The following is an 18,523-nucleotide window of genomic DNA, read 5'->3' on the forward strand; positions in this document are numbered from 1 at the left end:
GCCTTGGCATTAATATTTTCAATATTAAAAATATATGTTTTCTCCTCTTCTGGAATCGTTCCATCCAAATAACGTTTATCTTCCCAAATTAAGTTCCATTCGGTAGATTTAGATTTCTGTATATCTCCATTACTATATTTTGGTGCAATGGTTCCTTGATAAAAGTAATTAGGACAGCCTTTACCCCCACCATCTAGTTTTGCCTCATAAATGCCAGTTATAGATATTTCATGGTCGGATTCTATAACAATTGTGTCAAAACTCTTGCATTCTAATGAGCTACTCACTTTATCTATAATATTTTCTTTATATAAAGGCCAATAACTTAATTCAAACAATGATTCAAAACTCCATTTTTGAAATAATTTATCTAAATTTTTAGGCAGAAAATATTGTGCATACTTATAATCTGATGAAACTGTAATTTTCGCTATATCTAGCATTTCAGATGCTATAAGAAGCTTTTTAATAGCCCCAATATGATATGGTTCTTCAAATAGACTACCATCTCTCCCACGTATACCTAGTTCAATATATAAAGGATCATTAGCTAAATCTTTCTCATCTCCATAACGGCCAAATATTACTCCTTTTATTCCGCCTTCAAAAAACAAAGGATATATTTCATTTTTATATGGTGTTCTAAAAAAAAGTTCTAACGCTTTTTCTTGATTATTCAATACATTTAAATACATTACGTATTGTTTCTCATAGTTTTCACTATAATTTTCTTTAATCTCATTTGTAGGATTTCTTAAAAGTCGTTCAAACTCTCTAACAAAGTCAGCATGTAGATCATATATTTTCTTAAAAAAAGAATAACTTGAGTACATTTTATTCAAATATACTGTTTGACTTATATTAATATTAATATTATTCTCTCCATCTATTTATGATAATTTCAATAACATACTTATCACCTAATAATATAATTCGCTACCAGCTTATTTTTCTTCTGCTGGTAAAATAACTTGATCATTTAACATCTACCCGCCATCAAACTGCCAATACACTTCGCCCCAATCTTGATTTTTAATCTCAGGTAAGATTTCACCTTGCTTAAAGTATTGACGTGAATTTTCCTGTGCCACCGTAAACCAATAGCCAGTTTTTGGGCATACTTGACCTGCTCGAATACTCAACCTTTCAATAGACTCAGCATCGGTCTGAGTACATTTTATACCAATATTCTCAATGTCAAAAACATATGCTTTTTCTTCTTCTGGAATCGTTCCATCTAAATAACGTTTATCTTCCCAAATTAAACGCCATTTGACATCTACCCACTCATCAGTGCCTTCTAGTTGATAATCTGTTGCTCTCGAACCATCTAAGAAATAGTTAGGACAACCCACTTTTCCATTAATTGGCAACCATGGCTCATAAATACCCGTAACTGTTACTTCTTCACCTGTAGCTATTTGCCCAATTGGATTTAGGTTAAAAGGTGGACACATTGGAATCGGTTCAGGGTAAATTCTTAACGGTGGCCATTCTTTAGAGAAAAAAATAGTTTCATAAGACCATTTTTGAGATTTTCGTATTGTATTTTTATCAATATATGCAAATGGCTCACTTACCTTACCTGCTAAATAACTCTGCATACAAATATTACGATAGGCTAATGCAATTAATAGTAAGCGTATAGAACCTGTATGTTCTACTTTTCGCCCAAGTGGATCAGTCTTATAATTTACTGGTTCAAAAATATCAGTTGATCTGGAAATACCTAGACCCAATAAGATATAAAATGGATCTTCATATATTATATTTTCATCAGCATATCGATCAAATAACCAACCTGTAAAATCGACATTACAAAAACTATTATATGCTTCTCTTTTATGTTTAGTCGTTCTAAGTAGTGTCAAACCATTCTCTAACTCAACTATTTTATTTAGGTAATGAACATACTCACCCTCATGCCTTTTTTGTAAATGCTCTGCATATTGGTGTTGCAACACTTCTTTCGGTGGATTTCGTAACTGCCTTTCAAAAGCATCTAAAAATTGCTGGTATAAGACACGTGCCTGATCTAAAAAAGTATAACTTGTGTACTTTTTAATTAAATAAAATGCTTTATTTCGTGCTTCTTGCTCTTGCATTGGTGACATCGTTTTAGGGTTTAACATAGATTAACGTTTCTCAGATTGTGATTGTTTCTGCTGTTGATATTCAACACCCGAACGTGTAGTTGATGAAATTCCCCGTAATATTTATCCTTGCTGGACAATTTTTGCTGATCGTTCACGCTTTTCCAGATATTCAACCATTGTTTCCACATCACTAGGAATTTTAGCATCCGTCCAACCTGTCGCCTTTTCTTTAATCATTTTATCAATATATTCTTTTACAGGTGTATGATGAGGATCTCTAAAATTAATAAAAATTTGAATATCACCACCTGGCAGTAATAAATTAGTGGCCTGATGCCCTCTTTCTAAACTATTCTCATTATCAAGCTGTTCTGCAATCTTTCCACGCCAGACACGTAAACCATCCCAATTATCAGGTACAGTTATACCTAGCTTTCTCATTTCAGCAACAGTAGGCACATGGTCTAATACCACATATGCACCATTAGTACTCCATGCACCTTTTACAGCACAATCCAACCGCCATGCCTTACCATTTTCAGACATTTTTTCTGCCCAATACCCCCCAGATTTCCCAGGATTTACTTGCTCCACTACCCGAAATAAAGGAACTTTTGATCCTGCTTTCAATAATTTAGGTTGAATCGGAGCTTTACTACTAAAAGAGTGGATATCTGGATAAATAGTAACTTTCTCATCATTAATAATAACTTGTTTTTTATAACCTTTTAAATCAGGCCAACCTTCTTTATGTTTATAATGACTCAAAGGTGCAGGTGTATGCCCTTTACTTGCAATCGCTTTAGATGCTGTCGAACTTAGACGAGCTTCAGTGGTCATCACTTTGGTCTGAGTACCGCCAATCTTCGCACCTGCCTCATTCATTTGACGAATGATCTCAGTACGAACTTTATTTAATGCTTGATCCAACTCTTTAATAGCTGAAGGAATCATCTTATCTGCAAGACGTCCCAACTCATCTAATTTTGGCCCCATTGAATTCACATAAACACTGACACTTTCTGGTAATGCTCCACCCATTTTCTGGCTAATAAAAGCAAAGCCATCTTTCATACGTGAGAGGCCATTCTTAAATTCAGACAAAATTTTACCTTGGTATTGGGCGAAATTAAGTTTTTGAATGAATTGAACCGAGTTGCCATAACCCATTTTTCTTAAAAAGGCGAGTATAGCAGCAGCCACTTCAGCAACCTTTGTTGCATCTTTCATCACTGTGATTAAGAGACGACCAATTCCTTTTAAAATACCTCCAAAAATCGGAATTATTGGCAATAAACATAAAATAATTTTGACCCAATTAATAACTTCAGAAGCTTCTTTTTTGTCATCCGCCATCTTCATCAAGATTGCAACCAAGTCCCGTGCGGCAGTTACTTCACCAGCTACAGGAAACATACTTATTGCAGCATCAATAAAAATCTGACCAACAGTTGCTTTATCGTTAAACTCTCCCTGTAAAGCACCACCAATCCATTTTCCTCCAGCAACTACGCCATCTTTAACCTGTTTCGCACCACCTACAATTTGGTTACCAGCTTGCGTCGCTCTACTCCAAATGTCTGAGCCGATTTCAATGATTGCTATCTTCTTCTCTGCACTACTCATTTATTCTTTTCCTTCAGTGCTTGCTGATAAGAGGCTTCAAAATCATCCATTGCCCAGTCTGCTTTATGTTCAGGGTTTTCATGTGCTATAGCTATGACCTGATATGGTCTTTGATCTTCACCAAAAGTAACAACCGCTTCACCTTCTGGTGCATCTTGAATATCTGCAATTCCTTTGTTATTCGTTATTCCAGAATAACGCTGCCCATTTGCATATTTAATTGTAAAATTTGCGCCCTGAACTGGTTCTTGATCATGGTATTGTAATAACAGCTGTTTTCTAATTTCATTTGGCATCAAAGGGATATCTATGGGTACTTTCTGCCCCCCCACAAACAAATGCTGCCCCGCCTTTACCTCAAACTTTCCACCCGTCGTTGGAAAGATCCCCGAACCATTCAATTTGAGCTCAGAACTCTCTGCCTTTAATACAATTTCCTTCGGACTATTAAAATAAACTGTATCTTCTGTTGAGATAATTTGTATTCCAGCTTTCGCCAATATATCTAAACCATCCCCTTGTGCCTGTATCTCAACCTTACCTTTGCCTGCCACTTGTTTGATTCCACCTTGCGCTGCAAATAAGCTGATCTTTTGACTGGCTTGGGCAATCAGGTTCTTCTGCGTGGTCAGGTTAATACTGTCCCCTGCACATTGGTTCAGTTGTCCATCTGCGGATAGATGGATGTCTTCTGAGGTGCTGAGTCCAATCCCATTCGGTGAACTGAGTAATAGTAAGGCTTTGTTGAATTTGGCTATATCTTGCTGAATTTCTTCTGCAAATGCCTGTAATTGCTCTACCGATTCTAATTCATCCGTTTGTTGGTTCTTTGCCACTTCACTCAGGGCTTTGGCATTGTTTTGGTTGCCTTCCAGTTGTTGTTTGGCTGTTTGTGCTTCGAGATGTTCGCCTTCGGCTTGCGCTTGTGCATGGGTGGTGATCAGTAAGCCTTCCCCTGCTCGAATCGCACCCCATTGGTCTGTGCGTAGTTCAAAGCCTTCGCCTCGGTCTTCGCTTTCTGCTTGGGCTTTGGGATGGCTCAGTTTGCCGAGATTGAGTTGGCTGGCTGCATGGCTGCTTTGTAGTTGGGCACTGATTTGTCCAGTGGTGTCGTCAAAGCGCAGTTGGTTATAGCCTGAACCTTGATATTCTTTGGATTTGATCCCTGCTAGTTTTTTGGTATCAGGTAATTTGCCTTGGTCATCGAACTTAGTTGGACTGCGTTGTGCTTCGTGGAGTCGTCCGGTGACAAAGGGACGGTCAATGTTGCCATCAAAGAAGTCGATGACGACGATTTCACCAATGCGGGGTAGGAAGCGTGCGCCATAGCCTTCGCCTGCCCAAGGAGTGAGTACATCCACCCAAGCTGAATCGGTATCGTTGTTGTTGCTGCCTGCGCCACCATCGTGGCTATGGTCGTCATTGCGGGTAAACAGGAAGCGAACTTTGATTCGTCCCCATTCATCGACATGGATTTCTTCACCTGCGGGTCCAACCACTCTTGCACGTTGTGGATGGGCTGCTGGGCGGTGTTGTAGGGGTTGGTATTCGGGTACGGTTTTGATGCTGCGACGTTGTAGCGTCAGTTGGTTGGCTTGGCGTTCTTCTGGGTTTGTGTTTTGGTGATCTTGCCATTGGCTTTGATCAATTAAGCTTTGGATTTGTTGGTTTAAGTCTTTGGGTAGGTTGTTTTGGTTGTAGTAGCTTTTGGCGGTGATTAGAAATTCTTGGTCTGCACCACTGTGTTGGTCGATCTCTGGGTGTTCGTTGAGTTTAAACCAGTAGCCGACTTGGGTATCTCGCACGGTAGTACTGGCGATAAATTGTTTGGCTTGGGCATCGTGGTAGTGACTGAGGTGTTGGTTCAGTTTTTCGATTTGGGTGTTGCCTGAAGCTGTTGCACCATCTTCACCATTCAAGTCTTGCATCCATGCGGGGGTGAAGTGCCATGCATCTTCGAGTCCTAGACTAGCGTTGTCGTGTTGTTGGCTATGTTGGTGTTTGCTTTGGACGCTACCTGCCCCATCTTCTTGTTCTAAGGCATCGGCTTGCCAGCGTTGGATATGGACTGCAGTCGGTTGTAACGAACGTTCTGCAATGAGGCTGGTCATGCTGTCGTATTGTTCGGTGGCACTGCTGCGGTGGTAGCGTATTGTTCTTCGATTTAAGGCTTGGTATTGGCTGTTGTCATCGATCAAGCGGAGTTTTTGAGCTTGGATGGGGTTGTTGCTGTTGGCAACGTTGAGTTGAGCTTCATCGATCAGCCAGTTGATGCCTTCGCTTCTGAGTAAGCGGGTAATGAAGTCGTAGTCGCTTTCATTGGCTTGCATCACAAAGGGACGGATGTCGTAGTCTTGTTTGATCCCACCAAGGTCGAGTGTAAGACTTGATGCAAATAGTGGGCTGCGTTGTTGCCATTCTTTAAATAGGGTTTGTACGATGTCGAGTACATTTTTATTCATAAACACGCGGCTGTTTCGGCGTTTATGCCACAGCGCGGTTGCATCTTGGAGTTTGAGTTTATAGAGCGTAAGGCTACCGTCAGATTGTCCTTGTACGGCTTCTGTGATAATCCCTGTGGTTCTGAATAGTGTGCCTGTATCGGTGACTTGGTCGATCGCTGCCTGACAACCGATGAATTGTTTTAATGGAATCGTTGCATTAGTAGAAAGGCAGATCAGTTCTGCAGTCATGCCCTGATTAATGGCATGCTGACCTTGAATTTTTTGGAGGAAGACTTGTTGATTTAAGCTCGGATTGGCAAATTGTATGTGTATCGCACGTTTTTGTGCGGTTAAGCCAAGTTGTTCTAATGCAGCATAAATAGTCTTGAACATCGCTTCTTATTGAGTTTTTTTAAACGTGAGGGCATTTTACAGGAAAATTCGATCAGATATTCAGACCGTCCCGTCTATTTGTGACAATTTTTGTCTTATTTTATTGCAATTTATTTAAATCGTCTCATTTCATAGCTATTCGCCATGATTAAATCAAACGATAAAAAAATGTCCCGAGAATATCGAGACATTTAATATTTCTTAAGCGTCATTACACGAAACGAATCGGCTTGAACTCAGGCTCATTTTTATGATGATCATCATCACATTCTTCACCTTCTTCTTTGCTACCACGATCAATATAACCACTACGCTGTTCTTCTGGAAGATTTTCTATTTCCCATGCATAAACAGCTTGCATACATGTTTGACGTTGCTCTTTAGTCAAGGCAACACCATTTGGCCATTTACCGATTTCCACGGCTGTTTTTAATCGCTCTACAATCTCAGGATTTAAAATAGCGAGCATTTGTTCAATATTCATGATTCATCCTGTTGAAAAGATTCGAAATCTTGATTCCAGCCTAGTTTAGTACGACATGCCATATAGAAGTCATAACCAGGTGGATGTAATAAGCTTAGTTTAAATGGATGTTTTCGAATATGTACAGTATCACCAACATTTAACGCAACGCTATGTTGTCCATCAGCACTGACCATTGGTAAAACACGATTTTCACGAATCGTGATTTTAACTTCGCTATGACCACCTACAACAATCGGACGAGATGATAATGTATGCGGGTGCATTGGAACTAAAGCAATCGCATCCATACTCGGATGCAAAATCGGGCCACCACCTGACAATGCATAAGCAGTTGAACCTGTTGGTGTCGAAACAATCAAACCATCACTGTGTTGCCGATATACATATTGTCCATCAATACTCAATTCAAAATCAATCATATGAACCGATCTTCCTGAATGCAAAACCACATCATTTAAGGCAATCGCATCATAGATCGTTTCATTATTGGTGCGAACTTCCATTTCCAACAAGAAACGGCGATCCAATTGAAATTGACCTTGTAACACTTGATCAAGTTTAAAAATAGCTTCCGCAGGTTTGATATCGGTTAAAAAGCCTAATCGACCACGGTTAATGCCAATTACAGGAGTATTATATCGAACTAAGGCACGAGCGGCATGCAATAGAGATCCATCACCGCCCACAACAACGACAAGATCAACCACCTCACCCAATAAGTTACGGCTTACGGTTTGTCCGTGGCTGTACGGAACCAATTGTGATGTTTCTTGATCAAAGACAGGATTTAGCCCTAAAGTAATTAAATGATCATGAATGAGACATAACGTTTCTACAACAGAATACTTATCTGGTCGCCCAATTAGACCAATATTTCGAAAGGATTTATGTGAAATTTGCACGAAAAATGTGGCTCCGTTGCGATTCTCGCATATCATATCATTATTCGTTGATGATTGATTAAAAACTATAAAAATGTAGATTCTGTGTTTTTAATGCAGTGATTCTCCACTTGTTTTGAAAGATTTTGTTGCATGTTGCTATTTATTCACAGTTTTGTGATTGCAAAATGCTCATAAGCTACGCATCATTAGCCACATTGTTTTTGTTTTAACGCAAATCTATGAAGTGTGAACGTGGTATCGGTTTTATAGGCCTAATCTTTTTAATTTTAGTGATCGGTATATTTGTTGCCTTTAGTATCTATCTGATCCGATTAGATAATATTATTCGCAATAAGTTTGAAGGTCAGCGCTGGGATATCCCTGCTAAAGTATTTGCTCGCCCGTTAGAGGTTTATGCGAATGCGCCAATTACCCAAGAAAACTTCATTCAAGAACTAAAACTACTGGGTTATAAAAACACGAGCAATTATGAAAAGTCAGGCAGTTATGTCACAAAAGGTAATAAACTTTATGTGCATACGCGTGGTTTTGACTATGGCGACAGTACTGAACCTGAGCAAGTATTAGAAGTTGGTTTTTCAGATGGTCGTGTTGGAGATATTCGTTCAACTAAACCTTCAAGTACTGGTATTGCTCGTTTAGAGCCAATGCTAATCGGCGGAATTTACCCTCAACATAATGAAGATCGTGTGCTAATTAAACTTGATCGCGTGCCTAAAACGCTGATTGAAGCCTTAATTTCAACGGAAGATCGTAATTTTTACCAGCACCATGGTGTTTCACTACGTGGTACAGCTCGTGCTTTGGTGAGTAACGCTACAGGTGGTAAACGTCAAGGGGGATCTACCCTGACGCAACAACTCGTTAAGAATTTTTATTTATCTCCAGAAAAAACACTTAAACGTAAAGCCAATGAAGCACTCATGGCATTGTTGATTGAATTTCATTACAGTAAAGAAGAAATCCTAGAAACTTATTTAAACGAAGTAAATTTAGGTCAAAATGGTAACTATTCAATTAATGGTTACGGACTAGCATCACAATTCTACTTTGGCTTACCTCTGCGTGAGCTCAACATTTCTCAACAAGCATTTTTGGTCGGTTTAGTACAAGGCCCTTCTCTTTATAATCCTTGGCGGAATCCTGAAGCAGCTAAAAAGCGTCGTGATGTCGTTTTAAACAATATGATGGTCATGGGTTATTTAACAGAAGCAGAATATCAAGATGAGATTGCTCGTCCGCTCAATGTTATTAGCAAACCAACCGTTGGACCAGCTAAATTCCCAGACTTCCTCGATATTGTTCGCCGTCAATTACGTACGGAATACCAAGAAAGTGACATAACTAATCAGGGTTTAAGGATTTTCACTACACTTGATCCAATTGCACAAACCAAAGTACAAACTGTATTTAAAAACTCAGTTGAACGCTTGGCTCAACGTAATCCTGCTCGTCTTAAAGACTTACAAGGTGCTATTTTAGTTGCTCACCCTGAAAATGGTGAGTTAATTGCAGCAGTTGGTTCAACTCAAGACTTTACTGGCTTTAACCGTACAATTGATGCAAAACGTCAAGTTGGTTCTCTATTAAAACCTGTCATTTTCTTAAATGCAATTGAATCTGGTCGCTATACATGGGCAAGCCCAGTTGAAGACACGGCTGTCAATATTCCAATTGATGGCGGTAAAAGCTGGTCACCCAAAAATTATAGTGGCAATGAAAATGGTATCGTGCCGATGCAACAAGCGCTGGCTAACTCCTATAACCTTTCAACTGTGCGTTTAGCAAATGAATTTGGTCTCTCTTCATTTAGTAATAAGCTGAAACAGTTTGGAGTAAACTCAGATATTCCAGCCTATCCTTCTATTTACCTTGGTGCAGTAAACATGTCACCGATGGAAGTGCTCAGTATCTATGGGAACTTCGCAACGGGTGGTTTTAAATATCCAACACGCTCAATTCGTTCGGTCGTAGATGCTCAGGGTCGCGTGCTCGATCGATTTGGTTTAAATGTTCAACAAACCATTGATCCAGCAGCAGCCTATATCTTGAATTATGGCTTACAACAGGTCATGCGTACAGGTACTGGACGTTCTGCATATAACAGTCTACCTGAATCATTAAATCTTGCTGGTAAATCTGGTACAACGAACGATACACGCGACTCTTGGTTTGCAGGTTATTCAGGAAATCATGTTGCTGTGGTTTGGTTAGGTCTAGATGACAACAAGGTTACAGGGCTTACAGGTTCGTCAGGTGCATTGCCTGTTTGGACCAATGTCATGAGACAACTTCGTCAAGAACCAGTAAATTTACGTCAAACGGATAATGTCCAATGGCAATGGATTGATCGCTCTACGGGTGATCTGTCAGCGCAAGGTTGTGAGGGTGCAATGTACATTCCTCTACTTCGTCAAACTGTACCACGTCGTGCAACCCTCTGCGGTCAATCACACTACGAAGTTGAGCCTACCTATATCCCTCAGAATGATTATGATGATGGTAATGACGACAGTATCGGAAATTATATCCGTGAAACCGAAAATCAAATGGATACTGATTTATCCAATCAAACTTCTACACGCATTATCTCTAGCGGTAGTTACAGTGGCAATAACTAAGTGATCGGATGATTGGAAATGATTAAAAAATCGCTATTCTTAACAGGTGTAATGATACTTGCTGGTTGTAGCACAACACCAGAACGTCCTACGCCTCAAACACCACTTCCGAAGGTAAATGATAGCCAGAAGAAAGTTACGCCACCCTCTTCTGGCGTCAAAATCACACCTTATGAGCAAAAAGAAATTAAGCGCCAAACTGTTCCAGTCGTAGTGCCTGAACAAAAGGTACAGCAAAGATTTAGCAATGACGGTACGCAATTACCCGCTTTTAAGACATTGATGCAAAAGACTCAAACTGCGTACAAACAAAAACAGTTTGGCGATGCCGAACGTTTTGCGCTTCAGGCACAACGTATTGCACCTCAAGCCGCTGAAACATACTTATATTTGGCATTGATTGCTGATCAACGTAAGCAATATGCAAATGCTGAAGCTCTTGCTCGACGTGGTTTGAGTTATGCGCAAAGTAATGTAATGAAAAAGCAACTTTGGACAATCGTACTTCGTGCTAGTGAAGCGCGAAATCACAACGTAAAAGCCGATGAAGCGAGAAGAATGATTCGTTCTCTGTAAACGAAGATCTGTGAAATACCAACAGAACCTATTCTATCGATTCAAACTCACGAATCCCAGCAAGCCCATAAGCATGATGTTTTTGGGCTTGTTCTATATCTTTAGGTGCAACACCACCCAAGGCAAACACTGGAATATCACTATTCTCAGCCAATTCAGAAAAACCATCCCAGCCTAACACTTTGGCTTGAAGATGAGTCTCTGTCTGATTCACAGGACTTAAAAACACAGCATCACAACCTATATCATGAGCATGTTTTAAAGACACGGCATCATGACATGCAGCGATAAAACGCTTACCAACAATCAATTCACCATTTTTAAAACGCATAAGCTGTGATTGTTTTAAATGAATCGTCTGAATTTTTGCTTGTAATTTAGAATCAAGTTGTTGCCAAAGACTAAAATTGATAATCAACTTATTGAGTTGGTCATCAGTCAATATCGATAATTGCTGTTGAACTTCCACGATGTTTAGCTTTTCATTACGCCAATAAAATTGCGCATCACTATGTGGCAATGCAGACAGAAGATCGCTGATCTTAATTAGATGTGACCATACCAATCGTTCGATGATTGTCTTATTCGCCTTTGGAAAATTCAAATTCTGTAATTGATCTCGGCTGTACCACGTCCATGGCTGATGAATTAAATCCAAGAACTGATCTGGAACATGTGCATGAAATAAATGTAAGCGCACAATCAAATCATCATATTCATGCTGAATAACATCGAATTTGTGCCAATCTTTTAGACCAATCCCAACCTCTTCATAGATCTCACGCCGACAAGCCTGTTCAGGCGTTTCATGCTGTTCGACTTTACCGCCAGGAAATTCATGTTTATTGCCCTGATGTTGATTTGCTTGCCTCCATCCGACAAGCACTTTTGATTTATGCAATAAAATTGCAATCGCAACTTCAACTATCGATTTAGCCATAACAGTTTAATATCCCTGAGATTTCATCAAAAGTATAAGGAACCGAACACTTCAATTACATATCCCAAATAAAAAATAATAAATGATTTTGTAAATTAGCAAAAATTTCGTTGACAGGTGTATTCGATAATGATTATCATTTAAAACATTAAAAAACACACCACGGAGCATAACAAATGAACGCACCATTTAACTTATTTACTCGTAGCACAGACTCAGCTCAATCTTTGCCAATGCTACATTCAAACAACCTTTTTGCCTTAGGACGTGAAATTCGGATTATGCATGCTGGAGAAGAATACCGTTTGCGTTTGACTCGCAACAACCGCCTGATTTTAACAAAGTAATATAATAAAAATCGGATAATAATAAACGTGGGAATAGCAGTATGTCAGCGCGTACTGCTTTTTTTTATCCCTTATGACGTTTAGGCGTTTGCTGTTCTATTTTTAATTGAATACTTACTTTGAGTCCTCCATAGGTCGATTGGGAGAATTCAATTCGCCCATAATGAAGCTCAATTATCTTTTTACAGATCGATAAACCCAACCCTGAACCCTGTGTTTTCGTTCCTAAAGCCCGATAGAAACGTTCACCTAAGCGTGCCAGTACTTCCTCATTTATCATTTCCCCTTCATTTTCAATAATCAGTTCAAATGAGTTGTGAGATTGGTCAAGCTGAATATAGACTTTTCCCTGTTTTGGTGTATACCGAATTGCATTGTCCACAATATTTCGAATGCAACTAAACATTAACTGACGATTTGCAAAAACCTCACTACCTTCTGTCACGCTAAGCTGAGGATGGAATTGTATTGATTTTTCATTTGCAAATAATGCTTGTGCTTGCATCACCTCAGTAATCAATTCATTTAGTGAAAAATGAGTTTTGGGAAGATTATCAGCATGTTCAGGATCTAAACGTGCCAGTAAAAGTAAGTTTTCTAGAGTCTGAATTCCTCGACTAACATCCTGCTGTATTTGAATAAAATCTGTAGCACGTTCAGGATATTTACGTTGTAATAATTGTAGACGCATTTGAATCGCTGAAAGTGGTGATCTCAGCTCATGTGATGCATCTGCCGTAAAACGTTGTTCAGCTTGTAATGATTGATTCAAACGTTGCAACAATTGATTCAATTGATTCAACATAGGTTGCAATTCTTTAAGTTCAATTTCACCAGAATGTATAGGACGAAGATCATCAGCATTTCTTTCAGAAATTTGTGCCGACAATTGGTGAATCATTTTAAACTGCCGTTTAATAAGCAAATATAGAATAAGCCATTGTACTAGCCATACCAAAATGAGAATTAAGCTGTACCCAACAATGCTATGCCATAATGCTTCAAAACGTTCAGCTAAAGGTTGTATCACCAAAACGTGCATATTTGACTGAGTATCTTTAGCTGTATAACTACGCCATAATTGTTGATCCTGCCAAATAAAACCATAATCATTGCGTGCTATCGCAAACTTATAATATTGTTGATCAAGTTGAAATTTCTCAGATTGAGTGAGCACATAATGCTGGTTGCTTAACCGATATTGAATGTCAAACTGATCACTAAGTTCATCTATTTGCTGTCCAGATGTTGCCGTCAAATCTGAAATTAATAACATATCTGAAATTTCATCCATGATTTCATCTTGTACTTGCATGGTCTGGTAAACAGATATAATGAGGAATAAAAGTAATGCCACGCAGCCAACAATGATTGAACTCATCATTGAAGTTTTTATTAGTTTCGTCTGCAAAGACAGTACTTTCATTGTTTATTCCTGATGCATTCGATAGCCAAGTCCACGGACGGTCTTAATATACTGTCCGCCTATTTTTTTGCGAATTTGATAAATAAACACTTCGATTGCATTACTTTCAATTTCATCTCCCCATGCATACAGAGATTCTTCTAATTGTTCCCGCGTAAAAATATGATCTGGTTTTTGCATTAATTTATATAAAATTTGAAACTCCTTCGCAGTTAAATTTACTGTCTGCTCTGCCTGACTCAAGGTTTTCGCTTGTGGATCGAGTTTTAAATCAGCAAATTTAAGATATTGCCCTGCATCAACCTGATGCTGGCGTAGTTGTGATCGTACTCTTGCAGATAACTCTTCTAAGTTAAACGGTTTAACTAAATAGTCATTTGCACCCAGATCTAAACCTTCAACCCGATCATGGATATGATCTTTTGCAGTTATGAAAATAACTGGTGTTTTTAGGTTACGTTGCCGAATTGATTTTAAAATCTGATCACCAGATGCTTTTGGCAAACCTCGATCAAGTAATACACAGTCATACTGATGTTGTTCAACTGCTAAGATTGCATGATCACCACGCTCAACCCAATCAACACTATAACCATCCATTTCCAACCAGTCTTTAATGCTTTCCGCCTGTGAAGCATCATCTTCTGCCAATAAAATCCGCATCAATAAACGCTCTCATTTTATTTTTAATATTCAATTAAAGCATAAACAAAAAACCACATGAATATCATGTGGTTTTGTATGAGCACCTGTCATCAAAATTGAACTTGATCTACATCAACTTCAACACGTTTCTTCGGTTTGTAGTCAATATCAATTTCACCAATGATAGTCACAGGCGTTTTGGCTGAGATTGGCTTACCTTGCCATAATTCATCATCAATATCGACGGTGATACTACCTGTTTGATCACTAAACTGGTACTTTTCATCACCAATTGCTTTAACAATATAACCTTTGAGCTTGATAGGTGTATCATCCTTTAAGGTCAATGCTTGCTGTACCGTACTAATCTGTGTTGGTGTCAAAGCTTGTTGATTTACCGCACCCGTATTCGCTGCAACCATGGTCGTTGCACCAACCAAACTCGCAATCACTGCTACTTTTGAAAATACGTTCATCTTGATTTCCTCATTCTAATTTCATCATTTCGATGAGGTTATTTAAACAAACCAAGATGAGGTGAATCTGAAGATGGAAAAATCAACTAGCTAAGTGGAACAACTCGCAAAACCTCTTCCAGCGTTGTCACTCCTTCAATCACCTTACGAGCACCCGCTATTCGCAATGGTTCGATACCTTCTTTTTTTGCTTGAGTTCGAAGATCATTGAGTGTGCCATGTGCGCTGATTAGTGACTTTAACTCTAGACTCACAGGCATAAATTCATATATACCGACACGACCTTTATAACCTGTATGACGGCATACTTCACAACCTACTGCCTTGAACATTGTGGTTGGCATATCCATCATATAATCAAAGGTTAAATGCTCCCACTCTTGCTCATTTATTGCTGTTTCTTGCTTGCAATGTGGACACAATCGACGTACTAAACGCTGTGCTAACACCCCTAAAATCGTAGCTGAAGTTAAGAAAGGCTGTACACCAAGATCATGTAGTCGTGTCAAACTCGACGGCGCATCATTGGTATGAAGAGTTGATAGCACCAGATGCCCTGTCAACGCTGCCTGAATCGCCATATTCGCAGTATCATGATCACGAATCTCACCCACCATGATAATGTCAGGATCTTGACGCATTAAAGCACGTACCCCATCAGCGAAACCCAACTCAATGTTTGGATTGACCTGCATCTGGTTAAAACTTGGCTCAAGCATTTCAATCGGATCTTCAATGGTACAGACATTGACTTGTTCAGTCGCCAATTGTTTTAGCGATGAATAGAGTGTTGTGGTTTTCCCAGAACCTGTCGGTCCCGTGACTAAAATAATCCCATGGCTATGTTGGGTGAGTTGTTGCCAACTCTGTAATAAATGCCCTTCAAAACCAAGTTGTTGAAAGCTTCGTACTAACACTTCTGGATCAAAGATACGCATGACTAACTTTTCGCCAAAAGCAGTCGGCAAAGTAGAAAGACGCAATTCTGTCTCTTGTCCCTTTGGCGTTCTGGTTTTTAAACGACCATCTTGAGGTTTACGCTTTTCAGCGACATTCATCCGGCCAAGGATTTTGATGCGGGAAATAACTGCGGTCAGCGTATTTGCAGGCATATTATAAATCGTATGCAACACCCCATCGATACGGAAACGTACCTTCCCCTTATCCTTACGAGGTTCAAGATGAATATCACTGGCGCCCTGTTCAAAAGCAAATTGCAGCACCCAGTCAACCAATTTAACAATGTGTTGATCATTTGCATCTGGATTTTGGGTGTCTCCTAACTGTAAAAGTGCTTCTACACCTTTATTATCACGATCAAATGCGCTGGTATTTTGTGATGAGTTGACTGCTCGACTCACTTGATAATATTCATGCAAATATCGTTGTAATTGCTCTGGATTCAGTAAAACTTTTTCTATTCTTTTCGGGGCTAAACTTCGCTCTAAGTTATTTTGCCACTCTGTAGAAAACGGTTGATCAGTTCCAATCAAAATCCGATCGGCATGTACTTCAACCGCAAGAATGTGATTTCTAACCGCAAACTCTTGTGACATAACGCTAGTTAGAGCTGTTACATCTGCCTTTAAAGGGTCAATCACGAACAATGGAACTGCCGCTTTTTCAGCAAGCCACTGACATAAACGATTCAACGTCAAAGTAGAGGTTGGATTTAACTGATCTTTGAGCTTGAAGTTCGCAATCCAGTGCAACGGATGCCATTTCAATTGCTCTTTTTGTCGATGAGTGGTCTGAATAAGTAATTTATCTCGTTCAGTAATGAGTCCATCTTTTAGTAGTTGCTCTAAACACCACGTCACATCGACTGTAAAAGAAAAATTTGCAAATTTTGCTTGTGCTTGCATTACCGTCTGTTCCCCAAATTTATAACTCATTTATATTTCTAAGTTTGTTTGCTCTATATTTACAATCGACACATTCCTTTCATCCACTGTAAATTGAATATTTAATTCTGCAAAACACATTCCATAGACCCGTTCCGCATCATCTTGATATGCAGGTCGTGGATCTAAAGATAACACTTGTTCGAGTTCGCCTAATACTCTTTTATTTAAAATACCTTGCTTTAGTAACAGTAGCTGCTGTGATTGTGCAGATTCCATCCATCGTACCAACTTACGTACAGGCTGTTCTTGTGCATAGCCACTTACCGAATCAACTATTGCATCCGAATACTGAATATAGGGCTTTATGTCCAAAATCGGCGTACCATTCAATAAATCTGCTCCCGAAACGTACAGACGAACGCTCTTGGCGTGTTTTTCAACACGCAGATAACGGACCACAGACAAACCAATCGGTGATGGGCGGTACATACTTCTTGTTGCAAAGACCCCTATTTTCTGATTCCCTCCTAGACGCGGCGGGCGTACTTGTGCGCGAAATTTAGGCTGTTGATTCAAGCTGTTATCACTATTTTTATTGTCATGAAACTGCCACACTAGCCACAAATGACTGAAATTCTCCAAACCATCAAATGCCAACAAATCATTATAGGGGTCTACCATCTCTATAAAGCATTCGACTTCTACAAGATTTGGCTGTCGAGGAATGCCAAATTTTTCACGATAAGGAGAATGCATATAGCCAATAATCGGCATCGTTACAGCGTCAATCATCACTTTTTCTTATAAACACAATTAAATATATTCAGTTTATCGAGAATGATTTTAGATTAGAATAGCAATCTGTTTCTTTTATCTGTGATCGAGACCTTTAATGGCTGCTTTTAACGTTGAACGCATTACTCATGTTCACCACTGGAATGACACACTTTTCAGCTTTAAAACCACACGCGATGCAAGCTTACGTTTTAAAAATGGTCAGTTTGTGATGATCGGACTTGAAGTGAATGGCAAGCCTTTAATGCGCGCTTATTCGATTGCAAGTGCGAACTATGAAGAAGAACTTGAATTCTTCTCGATTAAAGTACAGGACGGTCCACTAACTTCTATTTTACAAAAAGTACAAGTAGGCGACGAAATCCTGATTTCAAAAAAACCTACAGGTACTTTAGTACACGACGACTTATTACCAGGTAAAAACTTATATCTTTTATCTTCTGGTACAGGTCTTGCGCCATTTCTTTCTTTACTTCGTGATCCAGAAACTTACGAAAAATTTGAAAAAGTGATTATGGTTCACGGTACACGCTATGTATCTGAACTCGCTTATCAAGATCTCATCTTGAATGAACTTCCTAACCATGAATTCTTTGAAGAATTAGGAATCAAAGACAAGTTGATTTACTACCCAACTGTGACGCGTGAACCATTCCATACACAAGGTCGTGTAACAACAGCAATTGAAACTGGCGAATTATTTGAAAAAATTGGTTTGCCTCGTTTCAATCGTGAAACTGACCGTGCCATGCTTTGTGGTAGCCCAGCATTCCTAAAAGATGTTGCTGCACTACTCGATCAACACGGCTTGGTTGAATCACCACGTATGGGTGTGATGGGTGATTATGTTATTGAACGCGCATTTGTTGAAAAATAGCTTTAATATTTAAACTAAAAAA

General features: G+C 39.2%; 16 protein-coding genes. 4 read left to right on the plus strand and 12 right to left on the minus strand.

Annotated features, from left to right (window positions below; genetic code table 11):
* The 6 genes from HMPREF0023_RS06505 to HMPREF0023_RS06530 form a co-directional block, all read right to left on the minus strand.
* Positions 1 to 833: Imm72 family immunity protein (locus tag HMPREF0023_RS06505; protein ID WP_008941541.1), on the minus strand; the 833-nt coding region annotated here is incomplete at its 3' end.
* A gap of 153 nt (positions 834 to 986) precedes the next feature.
* Entirely contained in the window at positions 987 to 2,132 is a 1,146-nt protein-coding gene (locus HMPREF0023_RS06510; protein ID WP_008941542.1) for an Imm72 family immunity protein, read from the minus strand.
* 84 nt (positions 2,133 to 2,216) lie between these two features.
* On the minus strand, positions 2,217 to 3,722 hold the full coding sequence (locus HMPREF0023_RS06515) for a hypothetical protein (protein ID WP_008941543.1): 1,506 nt from the start codon (positions 3,720 to 3,722) through the stop codon (positions 2,217 to 2,219).
* Entirely contained in the window at positions 3,719 to 6,559 is a 2,841-nt protein-coding gene (locus tag HMPREF0023_RS06520; protein WP_008941544.1) for a type VI secretion system Vgr family protein, read from the minus strand. The genes HMPREF0023_RS06515 and HMPREF0023_RS06520 overlap by 4 nt, the downstream gene beginning before the upstream one ends.
* 211 nt (positions 6,560 to 6,770) lie before the next feature.
* Positions 6,771 to 7,043 carry a YeaC family protein gene (locus HMPREF0023_RS06525; RefSeq protein WP_004638685.1) on the minus strand — a complete coding sequence of 91 codons (273 nt, stop codon included), beginning with the start codon at positions 7,041 to 7,043 and terminating at the stop codon, positions 6,771 to 6,773.
* Entirely contained in the window at positions 7,040 to 7,948 is a 909-nt protein-coding gene (locus HMPREF0023_RS06530; RefSeq protein ID WP_005081066.1) for an NAD(+) kinase, read from the minus strand. The genes HMPREF0023_RS06525 and HMPREF0023_RS06530 overlap by 4 nt, the downstream gene beginning before the upstream one ends.
* Before the next feature lie 221 nt (positions 7,949 to 8,169).
* On the opposite strand from HMPREF0023_RS06530, the gene mrcB reads away from it, so the two are divergent.
* Together mrcB and HMPREF0023_RS06540 are read left to right on the plus strand one after the other, a co-directional pair.
* Positions 8,170 to 10,572, plus strand: coding sequence for a penicillin-binding protein 1B (mrcB, locus tag HMPREF0023_RS06535; protein WP_008941545.1), 2,403 nt, complete (start codon positions 8,170 to 8,172; stop codon positions 10,570 to 10,572).
* A gap of 18 nt (positions 10,573 to 10,590) precedes the next feature.
* Complete coding sequence (locus HMPREF0023_RS06540; RefSeq protein ID WP_008941546.1) at positions 10,591 to 11,148, plus strand: tetratricopeptide repeat protein; 558 nt, start codon at positions 10,591 to 10,593, stop codon at positions 11,146 to 11,148.
* 28 nt (positions 11,149 to 11,176) lie between these two features.
* Here HMPREF0023_RS06540 and HMPREF0023_RS06545 read toward each other — a convergent pair whose 3' ends face one another.
* Positions 11,177 to 12,088 (minus strand): thiamine phosphate synthase, encoded by a 912-nt coding sequence (locus HMPREF0023_RS06545; protein ID WP_008941547.1) that lies wholly within the window; start codon positions 12,086 to 12,088, stop codon positions 11,177 to 11,179.
* Between the two features lie 176 nt (positions 12,089 to 12,264).
* On the opposite strand from HMPREF0023_RS06545, the gene hemP reads away from it, so the two are divergent.
* Entirely contained in the window at positions 12,265 to 12,435 is a 171-nt protein-coding gene (gene hemP / locus HMPREF0023_RS06550) for a hemin uptake protein HemP (RefSeq protein WP_004638676.1), read from the plus strand.
* 64 nt (positions 12,436 to 12,499) lie between these two features.
* Here hemP and HMPREF0023_RS06555 read toward each other — a convergent pair whose 3' ends face one another.
* The 5 genes from HMPREF0023_RS06555 to tsaA all read right to left on the minus strand — a co-directional run bounded on the left by HMPREF0023_RS06555 (position 12,500) and on the right by tsaA (position 17,621).
* The gene (locus HMPREF0023_RS06555) at positions 12,500 to 13,861 is read right to left on the minus strand and encodes a sensor histidine kinase (protein WP_008941548.1); all 1,362 of its coding nucleotides are present in this window, start codon (positions 13,859 to 13,861) and stop codon (positions 12,500 to 12,502) included.
* A gap of 3 nt (positions 13,862 to 13,864) precedes the next feature.
* Complete coding sequence (locus HMPREF0023_RS06560; protein ID WP_004638671.1) at positions 13,865 to 14,524, minus strand: response regulator transcription factor; 660 nt, start codon at positions 14,522 to 14,524, stop codon at positions 13,865 to 13,867.
* A 92-nt stretch (positions 14,525 to 14,616) separates the two neighbouring features.
* Positions 14,617 to 14,982 carry a NirD/YgiW/YdeI family stress tolerance protein gene (locus tag HMPREF0023_RS06565; protein ID WP_005081078.1) on the minus strand — a complete coding sequence of 122 codons (366 nt, stop codon included), beginning with the start codon at positions 14,980 to 14,982 and terminating at the stop codon, positions 14,617 to 14,619.
* A gap of 86 nt (positions 14,983 to 15,068) precedes the next feature.
* Positions 15,069 to 16,847, minus strand: a complete 1,779-nt coding sequence (locus HMPREF0023_RS06570) for a GspE/PulE family protein (protein WP_034437313.1) — start codon at positions 16,845 to 16,847, stop codon at positions 15,069 to 15,071.
* A 30-nt stretch (positions 16,848 to 16,877) separates the two neighbouring features.
* Positions 16,878 to 17,621, minus strand: coding sequence for a tRNA (N6-threonylcarbamoyladenosine(37)-N6)-methyltransferase TrmO (gene tsaA, locus HMPREF0023_RS06575; RefSeq protein WP_008941550.1), 744 nt, complete (start codon positions 17,619 to 17,621; stop codon positions 16,878 to 16,880).
* 100 nt (positions 17,622 to 17,721) lie between these two features.
* On the opposite strand from tsaA, the gene HMPREF0023_RS06580 reads away from it, so the two are divergent.
* Positions 17,722 to 18,501 carry a ferredoxin--NADP reductase gene (locus HMPREF0023_RS06580; protein WP_004638665.1) on the plus strand — a complete coding sequence of 260 codons (780 nt, stop codon included), beginning with the start codon at positions 17,722 to 17,724 and terminating at the stop codon, positions 18,499 to 18,501.
* Positions 18,502 to 18,523: the final 22 nt, after the last annotated feature.

This window comes from Acinetobacter sp. ATCC 27244 (genome assembly GCF_000156555.1).
In the GTDB taxonomy this organism is placed as follows: Bacteria; Pseudomonadota; Gammaproteobacteria; order Pseudomonadales; family Moraxellaceae; genus Acinetobacter; species Acinetobacter haemolyticus.

What these genes read in the sequence shown, in the direction of transcription:
- HMPREF0023_RS06565 (WP_005081078.1), bottom strand. Translation starts at nt 14,982, where the DNA reads ATGAACGTATTTTCAAAAGTAGCAGTGATTGCGAGTTTGGTTGGTGCA.
- HMPREF0023_RS06510 (WP_008941542.1), bottom strand. Translation starts at nt 2,132, where the DNA reads ATGTTAAACCCTAAAACGATGTCACCAATGCAAGAGCAAGAAGCACGA.
- HMPREF0023_RS06580 (WP_004638665.1), top strand. Translation starts at nt 17,722, where the DNA reads ATGGCTGCTTTTAACGTTGAACGCATTACTCATGTTCACCACTGGAAT.
- tsaA (WP_008941550.1), bottom strand. Translation starts at nt 17,621, where the DNA reads ATGATTGACGCTGTAACGATGCCGATTATTGGCTATATGCATTCTCCT.
- HMPREF0023_RS06515 (WP_008941543.1), bottom strand. Translation starts at nt 3,722, where the DNA reads ATGAGTAGTGCAGAGAAGAAGATAGCAATCATTGAAATCGGCTCAGAC.
- HMPREF0023_RS06560 (WP_004638671.1), bottom strand. Translation starts at nt 14,524, where the DNA reads ATGCGGATTTTATTGGCAGAAGATGATGCTTCACAGGCGGAAAGCATT.
- HMPREF0023_RS06570 (WP_034437313.1), bottom strand. Translation starts at nt 16,847, where the DNA reads ATGCAAGCACAAGCAAAATTTGCAAATTTTTCTTTTACAGTCGATGTG.
- HMPREF0023_RS06540 (WP_008941546.1), top strand. Translation starts at nt 10,591, where the DNA reads ATGATTAAAAAATCGCTATTCTTAACAGGTGTAATGATACTTGCTGGT.
- HMPREF0023_RS06525 (WP_004638685.1), bottom strand. Translation starts at nt 7,043, where the DNA reads ATGAATATTGAACAAATGCTCGCTATTTTAAATCCTGAGATTGTAGAG.
- mrcB (WP_008941545.1), top strand. Translation starts at nt 8,170, where the DNA reads ATGAAGTGTGAACGTGGTATCGGTTTTATAGGCCTAATCTTTTTAATT.
- hemP (WP_004638676.1), top strand. Translation starts at nt 12,265, where the DNA reads ATGAACGCACCATTTAACTTATTTACTCGTAGCACAGACTCAGCTCAA.
- HMPREF0023_RS06545 (WP_008941547.1), bottom strand. Translation starts at nt 12,088, where the DNA reads ATGGCTAAATCGATAGTTGAAGTTGCGATTGCAATTTTATTGCATAAA.
- HMPREF0023_RS06555 (WP_008941548.1), bottom strand. Translation starts at nt 13,861, where the DNA reads ATGAAAGTACTGTCTTTGCAGACGAAACTAATAAAAACTTCAATGATG.
- HMPREF0023_RS06520 (WP_008941544.1), bottom strand. Translation starts at nt 6,559, where the DNA reads ATGTTCAAGACTATTTATGCTGCATTAGAACAACTTGGCTTAACCGCA.